General features: G+C 57.9%; 17 protein-coding genes and 1 pseudogene. 9 read left to right on the plus strand and 9 right to left on the minus strand.

The window, feature by feature from the left end; all coding sequences use genetic code 11:
* The first annotated feature begins 169 nt into the window (after positions 1–169).
* The 5 genes from ACZ41T_RS15590 to ACZ41T_RS15610 all read left to right on the plus strand — a co-directional run bounded on the left by ACZ41T_RS15590 (position 170) and on the right by ACZ41T_RS15610 (position 6,028).
* The gene (locus ACZ41T_RS15590; protein WP_464923997.1) at positions 170–3,001 is read left to right on the plus strand and encodes a ribonucleoside-diphosphate reductase subunit alpha; all 2,832 of its coding nucleotides are present in this window, start codon (positions 170–172) and stop codon (positions 2,999–3,001) included.
* Positions 3,002–3,457: 456 nt separating this feature from the next.
* Positions 3,458–4,588 (plus strand): ribonucleotide-diphosphate reductase subunit beta, encoded by a 1,131-nt coding sequence (locus ACZ41T_RS15595; RefSeq protein ID WP_464922270.1) that lies wholly within the window; start codon positions 3,458–3,460, stop codon positions 4,586–4,588.
* 58 nt (positions 4,589–4,646) lie between these two features.
* Entirely contained in the window at positions 4,647–4,835 is a 189-nt protein-coding gene (locus ACZ41T_RS15600; protein ID WP_464922271.1) for a type II toxin-antitoxin system HicA family toxin, read from the plus strand.
* Between the two features lie 2 nt (positions 4,836–4,837).
* Entirely contained in the window at positions 4,838–5,230 is a 393-nt protein-coding gene (locus tag ACZ41T_RS15605; protein WP_464922272.1) for a type II toxin-antitoxin system HicB family antitoxin, read from the plus strand.
* A gap of 48 nt (positions 5,231–5,278) precedes the next feature.
* Positions 5,279–6,028 (plus strand): DpnI domain-containing protein, encoded by a 750-nt coding sequence (locus tag ACZ41T_RS15610; protein ID WP_464922273.1) that lies wholly within the window; start codon positions 5,279–5,281, stop codon positions 6,026–6,028.
* Between the two features lie 267 nt (positions 6,029–6,295).
* Here ACZ41T_RS15610 and ACZ41T_RS15615 read toward each other — a convergent pair whose 3' ends face one another.
* From ACZ41T_RS15615 to ACZ41T_RS15635, 5 genes are all read right to left on the minus strand, one after another.
* On the minus strand, positions 6,296–6,742 hold the full coding sequence (locus tag ACZ41T_RS15615) for an avidin/streptavidin family protein (protein ID WP_464922274.1): 447 nt from the start codon (positions 6,740–6,742) through the stop codon (positions 6,296–6,298).
* A gap of 320 nt (positions 6,743–7,062) precedes the next feature.
* Positions 7,063–7,377 (minus strand): hypothetical protein, encoded by a 315-nt coding sequence (locus tag ACZ41T_RS15620; RefSeq protein WP_464922275.1) that lies wholly within the window; start codon positions 7,375–7,377, stop codon positions 7,063–7,065.
* Between the two features lie 231 nt (positions 7,378–7,608).
* The gene (locus ACZ41T_RS15625; RefSeq protein ID WP_464922276.1) at positions 7,609–8,157 is read right to left on the minus strand and encodes a glycine zipper 2TM domain-containing protein; all 549 of its coding nucleotides are present in this window, start codon (positions 8,155–8,157) and stop codon (positions 7,609–7,611) included.
* Positions 8,158–8,458: 301 nt separating this feature from the next.
* Positions 8,459–9,775 (minus strand): hemolysin family protein, encoded by a 1,317-nt coding sequence (locus ACZ41T_RS15630; RefSeq protein ID WP_464922277.1) that lies wholly within the window; start codon positions 9,773–9,775, stop codon positions 8,459–8,461.
* A gap of 399 nt (positions 9,776–10,174) precedes the next feature.
* A complete protein-coding gene (locus ACZ41T_RS15635; protein ID WP_464922278.1) occupies positions 10,175–11,545 on the minus strand; it encodes an IS701 family transposase in 1,371 nt (456 codons plus the stop codon).
* Between the two features lie 254 nt (positions 11,546–11,799).
* Here ACZ41T_RS15635 and ACZ41T_RS15640 point away from each other — a divergent pair, with 254 nt between their 5' ends.
* Both ACZ41T_RS15640 and ACZ41T_RS15645 read left to right on the plus strand, forming a co-directional pair.
* The gene (locus ACZ41T_RS15640; RefSeq protein ID WP_464922279.1) at positions 11,800–12,060 is read left to right on the plus strand and encodes a hypothetical protein; all 261 of its coding nucleotides are present in this window, start codon (positions 11,800–11,802) and stop codon (positions 12,058–12,060) included.
* Positions 12,061–12,381: 321 nt separating this feature from the next.
* A complete protein-coding gene (locus ACZ41T_RS15645) occupies positions 12,382–12,642 on the plus strand; it encodes a hypothetical protein (protein WP_464922280.1) in 261 nt (86 codons plus the stop codon).
* 15 nt (positions 12,643–12,657) lie between these two features.
* Here the strand turns inward: ACZ41T_RS15645 and ACZ41T_RS15650 are convergent, their stop codons facing one another.
* Positions 12,658–13,062: a ribonucleotide reductase subunit alpha gene (locus tag ACZ41T_RS15650; protein WP_464922281.1), complete on the minus strand. Its 405-nt coding sequence runs from the start codon at positions 13,060–13,062 to the stop codon at positions 12,658–12,660.
* Positions 13,063–13,306: 244 nt separating this feature from the next.
* On the opposite strand from ACZ41T_RS15650, the gene ACZ41T_RS15655 reads away from it, so the two are divergent.
* A complete protein-coding gene (locus tag ACZ41T_RS15655; RefSeq protein ID WP_464922282.1) occupies positions 13,307–13,894 on the plus strand; it encodes a YceI family protein in 588 nt (195 codons plus the stop codon).
* A gap of 162 nt (positions 13,895–14,056) precedes the next feature.
* Here ACZ41T_RS15655 and ACZ41T_RS15660 read toward each other — a convergent pair whose 3' ends face one another.
* The 3 genes and pseudogenes from ACZ41T_RS15660 to ACZ41T_RS15670 all read right to left on the minus strand — a co-directional run.
* Positions 14,057–14,467, minus strand: coding sequence for a hypothetical protein (locus ACZ41T_RS15660; protein WP_464922283.1), 411 nt, complete (start codon positions 14,465–14,467; stop codon positions 14,057–14,059).
* Positions 14,468–14,470: 3 nt separating this feature from the next.
* Positions 14,471–14,926, minus strand: coding sequence for a hypothetical protein (locus ACZ41T_RS15665; RefSeq protein ID WP_464922284.1), 456 nt, complete (start codon positions 14,924–14,926; stop codon positions 14,471–14,473).
* A 40-nt stretch (positions 14,927–14,966) separates the two neighbouring features.
* A pseudogene (locus tag ACZ41T_RS15670) lies at positions 14,967–15,095 on the minus strand (IS110 family transposase); the annotation flags it as partial.
* Positions 15,096–15,371: 276 nt separating this feature from the next.
* On the opposite strand from ACZ41T_RS15670, the gene ACZ41T_RS15675 reads away from it, so the two are divergent.
* Positions 15,372–16,340, plus strand: a complete 969-nt coding sequence (locus ACZ41T_RS15675; protein ID WP_464922285.1) for a GDP-L-fucose synthase family protein — start codon at positions 15,372–15,374, stop codon at positions 16,338–16,340.
* Positions 16,341–16,614: the final 274 nt, after the last annotated feature.

Consider the following 16,614-nt stretch of genomic DNA (forward strand, 5'->3'; position numbering starts at 1 on the left):
GTGTGAACGAGGGCTGGGCAAGCTGTGTGTAAGTTGTGAATTCCTTACGTAATTGCCCGGTTTTTTGTCATCCCACCAAGGAGACTTGTAGATGTTGAACGTCGCCACCGAATCTGCCGCATCTCTCACCGTCCCGCCGCTCGAAACTGCCGAACCGGTGGTGGTCGACATGCGCTACGCCGACTACAGGATCATCCGCCGCAATGGTGCGGTGGTGGGCTTTGCGCCCAACAAGATCGCCATTGCCGTGACCAAGGCCTTCATCGCGGTGCAGGGCGGGCAGGCAGCGGCCTCGGCGCGCATCCGCGAGCTGGTCGAATCGATCACCAATCAGGTGACGGCGGCGCTGATGCGGCGCACTCCCAACGGCGGCACCTTCCACATCGAGGACATCCAGGACCAGGTCGAGCTGGCGCTGATGCGTTCGGGCGAGCACGAAGTCGCGCGTTCCTACGTGCTGTACCGCGAAAAGCGCACCCAGGAACGCGCTGCGCAGAAGGCCGCCGGCGTCCCCGATGTGCAGCTCCACGTGATCGAGGACGGCGTGAAAAAACCGCTCGATACCGCGCGCCTGGCCGGCCTCCTGGCCGACGCCTGCGCCGGCCTTGGTGACGGCGTGCGCGCCGAGCCGATCATGCACACCGTACTGCGCGACCTCTATGACGGCGTGCCGATGGCCGAAGTCGAAAAGGCGCTGGTGTTGGCCGCGCGCTCGATGATCGAGCAGGACCCGGCCTACTCCCTGGTCACCGCGCGCCTGCTGCTGGTCTCGATCCGCCACGAAGTGCTGGGCGAGACGGTGACGCAGGCCGAAATGGGCGCGCGCTATGCCGAGTATTTCCCCGCCTACATCAAGAAGGGCATCGACGCCGAACTGCTCGACGAGAAGCTGGGCCAGTTCGATCTGGCGCGCCTCGCAGCCGTGCTCGACGCCGATCGCGATTACCAGTTCGGCTACCTCGGTCTGCAAACCTTGTACGACCGCTATTTCCTGCACATTGAAGAGTCGCGCATCGAGCTGCCGCAAGCCTTCTTCATGCGCGTGGCGATGGGCCTGGCGATCAACGAAGTCGACCGCGAAGCGCGCGCCATCGAGTTCTACCAGGTGCTGTCGTCGTTCGACTTCATGAGCTCGACGCCGACCCTGTTCAACGCCGGCACCCGCCACAGCCAGCTGTCTTCCTGCTACCTGACCACCGTCACCGATGACCTCGACGGTATCTATCAGGCGATCAAGGAAAACGCCATGCTGCAGAAGTACGCCGGCGGGCTGGGCAACGACTGGACCCCGGTGCGCGCCATGGGCGCCCGCATCAAGGGCACGAATGGTAAATCTCAAGGCGTGGTGCCGTTCCTGAAAGTGGTCAACGACACCGCCGTCGCGGTGAACCAGGGCGGCAAGCGCAAGGGCGCGGTGTGCGCCTACCTGGAAACCTGGCACATGGACATCGAGGAATTCCTCGAACTGCGCAAGAACACCGGCGACGACCGCCGCCGCACCCACGACATGAACACCGCCAACTGGATTCCCGACCTCTTCATGCAGCGCGTGATGGAAGGCGGCGACTGGACCCTGTTCTCGCCCAACGACGTGCCCGACCTGCATGAGCTGTACGGCCGCAAGTTCGCCGAGGCCTACGCCGAATACGAGCGCCGCGCCGACCGCGGCGAGATCAAGGTGTTCAAGCGCATTCCCGCCAACCAGCTGTGGCGCAAGATGCTGTCGATGCTGTTCGAAACCGGCCACCCCTGGATCACCTTCAAGGACCCGTGCAACATCCGCAGCCCGCAGCAGCACGTCGGCGTCGTCCACAGCTCCAACCTGTGCACCGAGATCACGCTCAACACCAGCGAAACCGAAATCGCCGTATGCAATCTCGGCTCGGTCAACCTGGTGAACCATCTCAAGGATGGCAAGCTGGACATGGACAAGCTCAAGGCCACCATCCACACCGCGATGCGCATGCTCGACAACGTGGTGGACGTGAACTATTACGCCGTCGGCAAGGCACGCAATGCCAACTTCAAGCACCGTCCGGTGGGCCTCGGCATCATGGGCTTCCAGGACGCGCTGCAGGAACTGCGCGTGCCCTACGCGTCGGACGCCGCGGTGGAATTCGCCGACCGCTCGATGGAAGCCGTCTCCTACTACGCCTTCTGGGCGTCGACCGAACTCGCCGCCGAGCGTGGCCGCTATTCCAGCTACAAAGGCAGCCTGTGGAGCCGCGGTATCCTGCCGCAGGATTCGCTGAAATTATTGGCGGACGAGCGTGGCGGTTATCTGGACGTGGATACCAGCAGCACCCTCGACTGGGACGTGCTGCGTGCGCGCATCGCCGAGCACGGCATGCGCAACTCCAACTGCCTGGCAATCGCGCCGACCGCGACCATCGCCAACATCGTCGGCGTCTCTGCCTCGGTCGAGCCGACCTACCAGAACATCTACGTCAAATCCAACCTGTCGGGCGAGTTCACCGTCGCCAACAAGTACCTGGTCAACGACCTGAAAAAGCTCGGCCTGTGGGACGAAGTCATGGTCGCCGACATCAAGTACTTCGACGGCAGCCTGGCGAAGATCGACCGCATCCCGGCCGACATCCGCACGCTCTACGCCACCGCGTTCGAGATGGAAACCCGATGGCTGGTCGAATGTGCCAGCCGCCGCCAGAAGTGGATCGACCAGGCTCAAAGCCTCAACATCTATATGGCCGGCGCCTCCGGCAAGAAGCTCGACGAAACCTACAAGCTGGCGTGGGTTCGCGGCCTCAAGACCACCTACTACCTGCGTACCCTGAGCGCCACCTCGGCCGAAAAGTCGACCGGCAAGGGCGGCGAGTTGAACGCCGTCTCGTCGAGCGGCGGAGCCGGGGCAATGAGCAGCGGCGGCAGCCGCGCGATGAACGCGGCGGCTGCCAATTTGCCCGAGCCTGAGCTGGATGGCGTGGCATGCACCATGCGGCCGGGGGATGTGGGGTTCGAGGAATGCGAGGCGTGCCAGTAAGGGTTTGAGTGCGTTGGCCGGGGGTAGCCCCTGAAGGGGCTCCGATCCACTACGCGCTAAAGCACGTGTGGAATCGTATGCCCGGTGGCTAGTCACTTTCTCTTGCCGGCCAGGAGAACGTAACCAAAGAGAAAGCCGCCCTGCTGCGCCACCCCTTCGGGGCGGGCCTCGACTGAACCGGGCCATCGGGGCGGCTGCGCAACTCGCCCTGGCAGAACACACAAAACGTGTTCTGCTGCGGAGCTCAGACAGTGCTCGCCTTCATCCCCGCTGACTCGATCCAGTCGAGGTGGCGCAGAAGGGCTGCGGAAGGGTCGCTGCGAAGCAGCGGGGACCCACCGGCGTACCCCTTGCGGGTGAAACCGGCACAAGAAAGCAGGGTGGGCTCCGCCCACCGCCAGATTAAAAGTAGTGTGGGCCCAGCCCACTTTGGGAAAACCAAAGGAGAATTTAACGATGTTGAACTTTGAAGAAGATTTCACCCCCGCTGCCAAGCCCGCAGACGTGCCGGCCTTCCTGGGCAAGGAATCCGCAGCGGCTGCCGATATTGCTGACCCCGCGCCCCAGACCCGGCGTGTGCAGGCTGCCGACAAGCGCGTCATCAACGGCGCGACGGACGTGAACCAGCTCGTTCCCTTCAAATACAAATGGGCGTGGGAAAAATACCTCGCCGGCTGCGCCAACCACTGGATGCCGCAGGAAGTGAACATGAGCCGCGACATCGCGCAGTGGAAAGACCCCAACGCGCTCTCCGAGGACGAGCGCCGTCTGGTCAAGCGCAACCTCGGCTTCTTCGTCACCGCCGATTCGCTCGCCGCCAACAACATCGTGCTCGGCACCTATCGCCACATCACCGCGCCCGAGTGTAGGCAATATCTTTTACGCCAGGCGTTCGAAGAGGCCATCCATACCCACGCCTACCAGTACATCGTGGAAAGCCTGGGCTTGGACGAAGGCGAGATCTTCAACGCCTATCACGAGGTCGAGAGCATCCGCGACAAGGATGAATTCCTCATCCCCTTCATCAACACCCTCACCGATCCGCAGTTCAAGACCGGCACCCCGCAGGCCGACCAGGATTTGCTGAAGTCGCTGATCGTCTTCGCCTGCATCATGGAAGGCATCTTCTTCTACGTCGGTTTCGTGCAGATCCTCGCCCTGGGCCGTCAGAACAAGATGACCGGTGCCGCCGAGCAGTACCAGTACATCCTGCGCGACGAGTCCATGCACTGCAACTTCGGCATCGACCTCATCAACACCATCAAGCTCGAAAACCCGCACCTGTGGACCAACGAGTTCAAGGCCGAAATCAACGGCCTGATCCAGAAGGGCGTCGAGCTCGAATACCGCTACGCCGAAGACACCATGCCGCGTGGCGTGCTGGGGCTGAATTCCGCCCAGTTCAAGGAATACCTGCGCTTCATCGCCAACCGCCGCTGCCAGCAGATCGGGCTGGACGAAATGTTCCCCGGCGTCACCAACCCCTTCCCCTGGATGGCCGAGATGATCGATTTGAAGAAGGAGAAGAACTTCTTCGAAACGCGGGTTACGGAGTATCAGACGGGCGGGGCGTTGAGCTGGGATTGACCGGCTGAATCACAGGCGTAGACTCTGTATTGTTTTGTGTATTCGTGTGTATTAAAATATGAACAGCGCGGAGCTTATCAAGCGCCTGGAGCGCGAGGGCTGGATACGGGTAGGCGGCAAGGGCGACCATGCCAAGTACAAGCACCCCGAAAAACCCGGCCACGTCGTGGTCCCGCATCCGCGCAAGGATATGGCGATAGGCACGCTGCGCAACATCTACCGGCAAGCCGGTTGGGAATGGAGGTAACCATGCTGTACCCGGTCTATGTACATGTTGGCGATGACAGCCATGCTCACGGCGTCACCGTCCCCGACTTTCCCGGCTGCTATTCGGCCGCGGACAACTGGGAAGAACTCCCCGCCAAAATTCAGGAAGCCATCGAAGTTTATTGCGAAAGCGAAGACATGGACATCCCCGCGCCCACCCCGCTGGAAGTCCTCACCGCCCAGTCGGAATATCAGGATGGCGTGTGGCTGCTGGTGGACGTCGATGTGTCCCAGCTCACGACCCGCCCCGTACGTTTGAACGTGTCCTTGCCGGAAGGGCTGGTCAAGCGGATTGATGCCTACGCCAAAGCGCATCACTTGAGCCGGTCCGGCTTTCTAGCGAAGGCCGCAGTTTCGGAGATGGAGCGGCAGTGAAGCTGGCTGGTAAACAATTCGAGCGCGGCCCCTTTGATTCATACTGAGTTGGACTACAAGAGCGCTTCACAACGTGCCCGAGTTTTGACGGAATCCTGGATTCCAGTCAATGCCTTATGCCCCGCATGTGGTGGAGCGTATGTCAAAACTCCAAACAATACGAAGGCTCTGGACTTTAACTGCAAGTCCTGCGCGCGTCCGTTTGAGTTGAAGAGTTCAAAGACCAGGTTTGGAAAAAAGGTTGTGGACGGTGCCTATGGGTCGATGATCTCGGCCATTAGGGAAGATCGTCAGCCGAACTTGATTCTGATGAACTATCGGCTGCCATTTTCTGTTTTGGATTTGTTTGTATTGCCCCGCCGATTTATTGTCGAGCCAATGGTTGTGGCAAGAAAACCACTTTCCCAGCATGCCAGAAGGGCGGGATGGGTTGGCTGCAATCTTGATCTCGCAATCATTCCACGGAGTGCACTGATTCCATGCATTGTTAATGGGACGCCTGTTCCACAGGAGAAAATTCAGCGATCCTGGTCTGCCACAGAAGTGCTGGAAAACGTTGGAGGTGCTGAGCGCGGATGGATTGCCGTTACGCTGGGAATAGTCGATTCAATAGGAAGCAGATTTTTCTCACTCCATGATGTTTATGTATACGAAGCACGAGCATCGCGTCTGTTTCCGAATAATAAAAACGTAAAGGCAAAGTTACGTCAGCAATTGCAATTGCTGCGTGACATGGGACTGATTGAATTTCGTGGTCGTGGCTCCTATGCCTTGGTTGATACGCTGGTCAGTAACTGATTCAAGAAACCTTTCAGTGTCAGTCCGTCCCATTTGTGAAGGAGAAAATCACATGAGCAAACCAAGGGTGCTGATCATGGTGCACGGCGGAGTCGCGGAATCAAAGGTGCCGGGCTCGGTTTTATCTCCGGCGCGACGGAGCATGAACCACCATAGCAAATTAATTCGTGCCTGGCTCCTTTGATTTCTTGAGATCCCCTAGGCATAACGTAAAGTTAACCAGCCGCCCCGCTTCTAGGCGGTCTGGTTAAACGTTGGGTTAGATTCTTATTTTTCAATCATAAGTGACTTATGAGTCTTATTTGCTTTCCACGTAAATGTATCGGCACCTTGCAAAATCTGCTTTGTGCTGGAAGAACCATTTATGACTAGTTGCCACAGGGTTTGTATCTGGCCGTTGTAAAGGAAGCCCGTCCACCCGGTAATGGAATTACAAGATTCCGTACTCTGCCAAATGGTTGTAAATGTGATGGCTGTGCCATATACCCACCCGGTAACTGGATACGCTATGTTTTGACATCCATAGCCAGGAGCACGATTAATGTATGTTCCCGTAAGCAGGCCATTGTTTCCAATATTATTAATATACAGCGTCGAACCGCTTTGATTCGTCCAGCTAGAAAGTGACTGAACTTCTTTTACTTGATCAGCACGTGCAAACGACGATATAGAAAGAGAAAAAATGACAACTAAAACACCGAGCAGCTTTTCCATAATAAACTTCTCCTTAGTTTCATGCCTCATTTTCTTGCAAATAAATTCCCTGTTGAGGCAGCGCCAGAGAATCTAACGCAAAAATGGGGTCAGACATGATATCCTCCCATACCGTACCGCGCGGAATGCTCGGGTAGAACGTCATCCCGCTCAAGAAATATTGCCCTTCATTGCCACCGCCGCTGCCAGCAGATCGGCCTCGACGAGATGTTCCCCGGCGTCACCAACCCCTTCCCCTGGATGGCCGAAATAATGACCCCGAAGGTTGGCATATTTGAGGTTGGCATCCCTGGATGGACGCCCGGTGCTTATTTGCGCATTTAAAAATCCAGCTTCAAACTGAAGCCTACCCGTTTATCCTTGGCCGTCAGGGGGTCGTCCGCTCCGGAAAAGGCCGTCGGCGGGGCGAATTCCAGCCGCCATGTATTGCTGATGCCCTGCCTGGGCAGGGCGCCAGCCACGGAAACATGATCCATCAATGGTTTCGCCGCACCTTCGACGCCGTAATGCGGCATATATGATGTACTCCAGGAAGAATAGGCCTGTGTTGAATCCTCATTGTCACTCTTGGCGCACACGGCATGCGGCAAACCGGTAACCATGACCAAACCCATCAACATGATTTTGCGTTTCATATCCACACTCCCGTTACTGTCTCCAATTTAAATATAGCCTTGCCATGTCGCGGTTCAAGCCCAGACAAAGGACAAATGGGACAAATGGGGTCATGGGACAAATGGGGTCAGACACGATATTCATAACCGATATTCATAGTCGGGAGAGGGCAATAATCGTGGCATGATGGTCAGACACGATATTCATGAAGTCAATAATTGTGTCCGACTCCATTTTTTGTAGCCATTGACTCAGGAAGGACTGTTTGCGCCAGTCGATGTCAATTCAAGTTGTCCATTCCGAACCGGAATGCGCTGCCCCGGATTGTGGTCCATACGCACGACACCCTGCTTGTCGTTAAGTCGATAGGTCACGTCGTATCCGAGTGTCTTGGTGCTGGAATCATAGACCGTTTTGCAGCGTCTCTCCGTCCCTGTGACCTGGTCGGATTCCTGCATATTCTGCTGCACTTTATTGCCGGTATAGCCACCACCCGCCGCACCTGCCACGGTAGCCAGGGTTTTACCCTTGCCGCCACCAACCTGGTTGCCCAGCACTCCACCCAGCACCGCGCCGATGGCGGTACCCGCGATCCGGTGTTCGTCTTTCACGGGCGCCTGATGGGTAACGGCGACATCGCTGCATTCTTTACGCGGCGTCCTCACCTTTTCAGTCACTTCCTTTGCGCTGATCACTTCAGCGTAATCCGCGCCTTTCATGGCTTTATAGCCGGCAAATCCGCCTACTGCGGTCACTGCAACAGCGCCTGCCACGATCCCTATGATCATCGATTTATCCATGACTGCTCCTTAAAAAATATGCCTGAAAGTATACGAATGGGGTCATACACCATCGCGGTCAAGCAACAGTAAGCATAAATGTCGGTGGGTTCCGTGCGCTATCGAACGTAGTCCTGAACAATTTCGGGGTCAGGTTTTGCCCTTGCCATTCAGTGGACAATAGCGGACAGACTATTAAACAAATGGGGTTCAGATACGATGAGAATAAATGGGGGCAGACACTGAGGTTTCCCACGAATATTGTGTCTGCTTGCCTTTTTTTCCTGGCACGGAATGGGTCGATGGATCGAGCGGCTGAATTTCAACTGCCCTCAGATGGCGCGCCAGGCGTCGGCACCTGCGTTGCCAGTACCTGATCCACCCGATTGCGGTCGACGTCCACCACCTCGAACTCCCAGTCCGCCCAGGTGAAGCGTTCCGCCTTGCGCGGAATGCGGCCCAGCGAAGCCAGCACGAAACCACCAACCGTGTGATAGTTTCCCAGCGATTCCTGGGGCACATGGCGGATCTCCAGCCGGTCCTTCATCTCGTCGATGGGCAGCAGGCCATCGAGCAGCCAGGATCCGTCGGCCCGGCGCACGGCCAGGGCGTCTTCGACGTCTTCGGCCAGAGGCATCATGTCGCCGACCAGCGAATACATCAGGTCGTCCAGGGTGACGACGCCTTCGGTGAGGCCAAATTCGCTCACCACCAGGGCGAAATTGGCGCGCTGCTGGCGGAAGATGCGCAGCAGGTCGATGAGGGTGAGGCTGGAGGGGACGAATAGCGGTTGCGCAAGCGGCAGTTCGGCAAAGTCGATGTCGCCCTCCATGGCAGCCTTGAGAATATCGTGACTTTCGGCAATGCCAATCACCTGCTGTAGATCGCCCTTGCAGATGGGCAGGCGGGAATGCGGCGCCTCCTTCAGTATGCGCAGGTTATTCTCGCGCGGGGACAGCAGGTCGAGCCAGGCGACATCCGACGCCGGCGTCATGACGGTGGCGAGACGCCAGTCCTCCAGTCGCAGCACGTTGCCGAACAGCTGGCTCTCTTCCGGCGCGATGGTGCCCGTTCGCTCGCCTTCGTCCACAAATGCCAGGATGTCCTCCACGCTGGTGACCGCGGGCACCGACTGGATCGGAAGCAGGGCCAGTATGCGGTCTGCAACGAACGACAGAAAACGGATCGCGGGGGACAGCAGCAGGATGAAAAGCGACATGAAGGGGGCACAAAACGCCGCCACCTTTTCCGGATGCGCGAGTGCGATCCGTTTGGGTACGATCTCGCCCAGAATGATCGAAACGGCGGTAACGATCACGATAGTGACACCGAAGGCAATGGATTCACGCCAGTCGGCTAACCCGGGAATCACCGCACCGATGGCTGCTTCGATGGACGCCGACAGGGCCGACTCACCATATACCCCCATCAGTAGTGCGGCAGCAGTGATGCCCGTCTGACTGGCGGCCAGCAGCCGGCTCGGGTGTTCCTTGATCGCCAGCGCCTTGATGGCCCCGATATCGCCCGTCTCGGCCAGCTGTATCAGGCGGCCGCGGCGAGCGGAAGCGAGCGCCATTTCCGCAAGGGAAAACAGGCCGGAAATCAGGATGAGCAGGATCAGGATCCACAGGGCATTCATGATCAGGAGGAGGGAGCGGGGATGAGGGTGATTCTACATGCCGTCCCAGAGGTTGAACGTACGGCCCAAACTGCAAGACCCGCCGGTCAGGCGGGCCTTGCTTGGGCAGCAGCCGGTAGCAAATCATGGGGAAACCTCAGGGTCCGACATCATTTTCGCCTGCCCCGCCCTCCCTTTCACCTGGCTCGACACCGAAAGCGGCGGCCAGTTCGTATTCATGCTGCGGCGCGAAGACCTTTAAGGAAGCACTGATTAATTCGATATGGCTGTCATTGCGAGCGTAGCGAAGCAATCCAGCGTATCGATTAAGCAGGCATTTCTGGATTGCCGCGTCGCTGCGCGCCTCGCAATGACAAATTAATCAGCGGTTCCTTAATTTTACTGTGTCACAAATTGCGTTTAACCGATCCGCAACACGGACATCGCTGCAGGCAAAGTACGATACGAGCGGCGATGAGAAAGCGAAGCGTGGCGATCGAATCGGGTACGTGTCGTTGTGCTCGCCCCGCTGCCGCGAGGCTGGTAATTTTTGGGTAGGGTAGGCGCTTTTGGTCGAGCAGCGTTTTTTTTACTGCCCAGCGCGAGGCGCTGATGCAGCAAGAAGGCGTAGGCAGCAATGCACAGGGTGGCGTGATGATGCAGCCCTCGCCAATTTCGCCCTTCATACTGGCCCAGGCCAAACTCCTGCTTCAATTCCCGATAGTCACGCTCGATGCGCCAGCGCATCTTGGTAACGAACACCAGTTGCTCAATCTGCGTATCCGCAGACAAGGTCGAGAGGAAGTACTTCAGCGGTTCCGCATCGCCTTCCGGCCACTCGATCAGCAACCACTCCTCGGGACGCTGGGTGCTTTGCCAATAGTCGCGGTAGGCGGTACGGATGCGCACTGCGGCAAAACGCGAGCTTAGTGTTTCGTTCGTGCCTTCGCGCCAGGCCACAGTTTGGTAGGCTTCGCCCGGCAAGGCCAGCGCCAGCGCCTTGACCGACACCGGCGTGTGGCCGGGCGCACGGCGCAGGTTCTTGCTGGGGCGTCCCCGGCCTGCCGTGGGCTCGGGCGGCAAGGGCGCCACGCCTGGCGCCCACACACTGGTGGCCGATCTGATGCCGACCGCGTAGCGCAAACCCATCGCGGCCAGTTTGTCGCGAAACGAGGCGCTATCGCCATACGCCGGGTCAGCCAGAACAATTCCGGCAGGCACTCCATCGTCTTGAGCTTGCTTCACTTGGGCCAAGGCAATGTCAATCTTGGTCGAGAACTTGATGTCCTCCGGAACACCCGCTGCATGGCAGCGCGGCAGGTCACCCGTCCATTCCTTGGGCAGATACAGGCGCCACTGGATGGGCAAACTGCCCGTGTCGCTGGCCAGCGACAAACTGACAGCAACCTGGCAGTTCTCGGTCTTGCCCAGTTGACCACAGTATTGCCGGGTGACGCCGACCGAGTGAGTGCCCTGCTTCGGGATGCCTGTGTCGTCAATGATCCAGTAGCAACCGCGATCGAAATTCAGCGCCGGTTCCACAACGGCTCGCACTTCCCTCAACACCGCTTCGTCCGACCACGCCGACTTGGCCACAAAGTGGTGCAGCGACTGGTGCTTGGCCTGAACGTGCAGCGGATCGACATGCGCTGCCAGCGGCTCCACGCTCTTGCGTTTGATCGGCAACATCAATCCCCGACAGTAGTCCATCAACCCCGTCCTTCGATCCGCATGGCCAAGCACACCCGCCAGGCGATCAAGATACCGTTCCAGTTCGTCTTCGACTTCCATGACATCGCCCTCAGTAAGGAAGATGTTCTGAAATATAGGCAAGTTTCAGAATTTAGTGACACAGTCAGATTAAGCTGGGTCGGTCAGTCAACCCGTGCGGGTTGGGCTTTGCAGCCCAACCTCTTTGGCGATTGCCCAGTTATGGGCGGGGGGCACGCCAGCGTGTGCGATGAATGCAAGGTGAACAGCGGATTCACCATCTGTTCAGGTCAGATCCGGCAAAGTGACATCCGTCAAACACCAAACTGGAGTCCATGATGCTCACATACATTAAACACAACTACTTCCCTGTCATCGGCTTGCTCGGGCTGTTAGCCGTCAATGCCAATGCCGCAGTTCCCCAGGCTGAGTCCTGCGAACAAATCAGGCTGGAAATCAAGGCGCAAACTGGTGTGCTGCTTTTCAAGCCAGACACCACCATGCTGAAAAAACTGCACGCACGGTTGGAATGCCGTTTCTCGCCGGACGAGGTGTATCAGGCCGTCTATGGTGACAAACCGATGCCAAAAAAATAGCGTCGGGATCGTCGAGCCACGCATCGCGACGACGATGACGATTGAGATGCAGACGCAGCCATCCCACGGAAAGTCGACTTTGGCGGGATGACGGCCAGTTGGCCGGGAGTACACCAATCAAGCCGAGAATAAATGGGGTCTATCATCGGATTTGTGGATGATACCTGCCAGTTGAAAGCGTAGCATTTTCTGCTGACGGGGGTGTGTCTCATGGGGTCCGTGGTTTGGCAACAAACGTCGCTCGGCTCTGAAATGCCGTCTCCGTCACTCACATCACCCATAACGCCTGCTGGGCTGGAGACAATTTTCACGGGAACCGCGATGCCCAAGTTGAGCGAATACGTCGAGATGGCTGCAATGGAATATTTGCAGGAGACCGGACAACACGAACTGGATGCGCGCTGGATTGCCGAGTTCTTTCAGGATGGTGGCGTGCAGGAGGATTATCCGCGGCAGGATCTGGTCGCTTTTTCGGATCTGGTACAAAAAGCGCTGACCAAAAAATCCGAGCGTGCCGGCAAACAAATGCGCTTCCAGTTGGACAAGATCATCCACTTCACCCGACGGCCGCGCAAACTGTAAGGACGAATGCTGTTTTCAGGAAAACCGAACCAGATTCCCATCCTGGTCGTATGCCAGATATTTGGAGATCACGCCATTCTGGATGGAATTGACCATCGTAGTTAAGTGCGTCTGCGCCTCTTCGGTGCTCGGCATGGCCCCCGCACGCCCTGCCAGGCAGGCGATAAACACGATTTTCCAATCCTGCCCCATCTGGTGTGATTCCGCGACGAGATCGGAAAAATCGCCTGGTTCATCCAAGGCTTTGTCGGTACACATTTTAGGGGTCAATACGCCGCCTGTACCGGCGTGAAAATCCTGATTCTTGGCGTCGGTATAGCCGTCAGGCAATTCGGGTTGGGTGAAAACGAACAGAAGCCGTTGCGGTTCGGACTGTTGCCTGGCGGCGTTTAGCAGGTCTGAATAATGGGTCATGTCCATGTGGCTTGACCTTGTTATCGAAGAGGGAAGGTTGACGGTCTTTGCAAGCGTATCACCGACGCCATCTCGCCGCCCGCATTGGCCGGATCAACTTCACAAGTGCAGGCCAATTCCGTTGAGAACGAATGGTTGGCGCGCCTCGTTTTTCCAGCACGATTTCCTATACTGATTTTCCGAGGCACGCACGCCGGCTCCTATGCCTGGAGCCGAACAAGGCGTCGAGAGATGATTGGAGGAGCTGAAAATGACCAGATGGATTTTCGAACCTGGACACTCCGCCGCGGCGTTTGCGGTGCGCCACATGATGGTTTCAACCATGCGCGGAATGTTCAAGAACGTGCATGGCAGTATCGATTTCGATCCGGATAATCCGATGGGGGCCGCCGCGGTCGAGACGACGATCGGGACCGCCGGGATCTGGACCGGAGACGATGCGCGCGACGCGCATTTGCGCGGCGTGGGCTTCCTGGACGTGGAGAAGTATCCGGAGATGATCTTCCGCAACAGCGAGGTGCGCTGTGTCGGTGAGACCGATTACAAGGTGCTGGGCGATCTCACCCTCTGCGGTGTGACCCGTCCGGTCGAACTGGTCACTCGCTATCTGGGCCGCTGGCAGTGCCCCTACTGGGAAGACGGCAAAGATCTTGGACCGGCCAGCCGCATCGGCTTCGTGGCCACCACGGTGATCAACCGCCATCATTTCGGCGTCAGCTGGAATGCGCCGATGGACCGGAATGGTCTGGTTGTCGGCGACGACGTGGCGATCACCCTCGACGTCGAGGCCATCCTCGAAACCGACATGCAGCGGATCGCCGGGATGATGCGGGGATAGTGGGCATCGGATCGGCGGAACAGGTTTGAGCATCCGCCTTCGGCAAGCCGGGTTTGCCCTGCATGGCCTGTGCCGCCTCCCGCTGGAAGCCCTCGATGGAGCTGTTTCAGTGAACGGGCTTCAAACTTTATCGGCCGAATCAATCAATCCGTATCAAGCGATTCAGGAAAACCAGCGCAGAAAAGCGGCGGCCGTTAGCGCCACCGCGCCCAGCGCGGCCAGGCCATGGAAGGTGCGTTTCACCGCATCGGGGCGCCATTGCCGGCCACGCAGAAGAAAGAGAGCGGACAGCAACACGCCCGAAAACGCTGCGGCTATCTTGACGACCAGGGCCGTCATGGCCACGCTGCTCAGATCCGGCGTCTCGCCGTAATAGTGGTAGCTGATGAGGCCGAACGTGCCGCCACTGACAAGCTGCGCGGTCCAGGCAACCAGGATCAGCCAGGCGAATGTGCGCCCAAATTCCAGCCGGGGTGCGGGCCAAAGCGCGAATACTGCGCCACCCAGCACTGCGATGGCGCCAAAGTTATGCACCACCTGGGTCAGGGCATAGGCAAGATTTTCCGGTTCCAAGGCTTATTTCACCGTGACCTGGATGCACTGTTCAATGCCAATGGGCACATGGGCCTTGTTCACCACCTTGACACAGAGGCTGTGCTTGCCGGATGACAGGGTTTCCAGCAAATAGCTGCCCTTGGACTTGCGCAATATCGCCACCTCCTTGTTGTCGACATAGAGATGGGCGTGATCACCGCGCGGGCCGTGCACCACCTCATAGGCGAGCCGGTTCTCGTCCATCCCGTCCAGGGTGGCACCATCTGTTGGCGAAGTGATCAGCGCTTTGCCCTGTGCAAAACTGACCGAAGGAACCGTCACAAAAAACATGAGTCCCAAGGCGGTGATGAAATACCGTGTGTTCACGTTGCGCTCCTTTTGGCGAATTAAAAAGACGTCTTTTAGCTGGTAACAATAGTAGCAACAATAAGGGCCACCGTTTTCCCAGGTGCCGCCGTGGGTCAGTTCCGCCAGCACTTCAGGGCCAGGTCTTGCAATGCCACATTTCAATCAATGCACGCTTGACCGCATCAAATTGTCGTTGCTCAATACGCGTCGTTCCGTCAGGCTCTTCGACAATGGCGTAGGCCGTGATTTACGCCTGATGAACATCCAGTCCGATAACGCGTTTATGGATGGCTACCAGAGTTCCATACCGACTCCTTTCGAATTACACTTGAAAGCGGAAGGTGGCGGGTGCCAGAACTGAAAGTGCCTGGAAGCGACAAGTCGCCAACGGCCTGTTTGACGTGCGCGCTCTATGGAAACAATCCGGGGTTCGAGTCAGTTCTGCGGGTCACGTCAGGTTGCGGGGTCAAGCCACCGCAAAAATTGCGCGACCTCTTTCCTTCATCTTTCTCCCAAGTTCCAAGACCTCTCCTTGTAACTTGCGACTTGAGACTTGTAACTTGGGACTTGTAACTTGAAACTAGATTCTAAAATCTACATCGCTGGCCACCGCGGTCTGGTCGGCTCCGCCCTCATACGCAACCTGCGCATCAGGGGCTTCGATAACTTCGTTACCCGCACCCACGCCGAGCTCGACCTCATCAGTCAGGCAGCGGTCGAGGCCTTCTTCGCCGCCGAGAAACCCGACTACGTCTTTCTCGCCGCCGCCAGGGTCGGCGGTATCCACGCCAATAATACCTATCCAGCCGAATTCATCCGCGACAACCTCGCCATCCAGACCAACATCATTCACGCCGCGTATAAGAATAACGTCAGGCGCCTGTTGTTTCTCGGTTCCAGCTGCATCTACCCCAAGCTGGCGCCGCAGCCGATGAAGGAAGAGTACCTGCTCACCGGCGAGCTTGAACCCACCAACCGCCCCTATGCCCTGGCCAAGATCGCCGGCATCGAGATGTGCTGGAGCTACAACCGGCAATACAAAACCCAGTATCTCGCTGTCATGCCGACCAATCTGTATGGCCCGGGCGACAATTACCATCCGGAAAATTCCCACGTCATCCCCGCGCTGATCCGCCGCTTTCACGAAGCGAAGCTGGCGAATGCGCCGAGCGTCAGTGTCTGGGGAAGCGGTACCCCCAGGCGCGAATTCCTTTACAGCGAAGACATGGCCGACGCCTGCGTCTATCTGATGAACCTGCCGGACGAACAGTTCGTTCCGCTGCTGGGACAGGACCGTAACGACGGCTTGCCGCCGCTGATGAACATCGGCGTCGGCCACGACCTGACCATCCGCGAACTGGCCGAGACCGTGAAAGACGTGGTGGGCTATCCGGGCAAACTCGAATTCGACCCTAGCAAGCCTGATGGCACCCCGCGCAAGCTGATGGATGTGGGGCGGCTGAATGCGATGGGCTGGACGGCGAGAACGGATATGCGCGAAGGATTGGCGCGCGCCTATCAGGACTTCACCACGGGTTTGTGAATTGCATGCGCGATGAACTGGCCTCATGTCGTGCAGCATAATTAAAAAGGCTCTTTCACCGTTTTGTTGGTGTTGGCCAGCCCTGTGGAGCGGCTTCAGCCGCGATGCGGGCGGGAACCCGCAAAGGTGGCGCGGCAAGATCCTGGCGAGCATTTGCTCTTTGCGCCTTGCGGCGCATCGCGGTTGAAGTCGCCCTCGGGGCCACCTGCGGAATGCCGCAGGGTAGGGATTTCATCAGAGGGGGCAAAACATAACTTCGACAGCCAACAGTGAC

Source organism: Thiobacillus thiophilus, assembly GCF_055378705.1.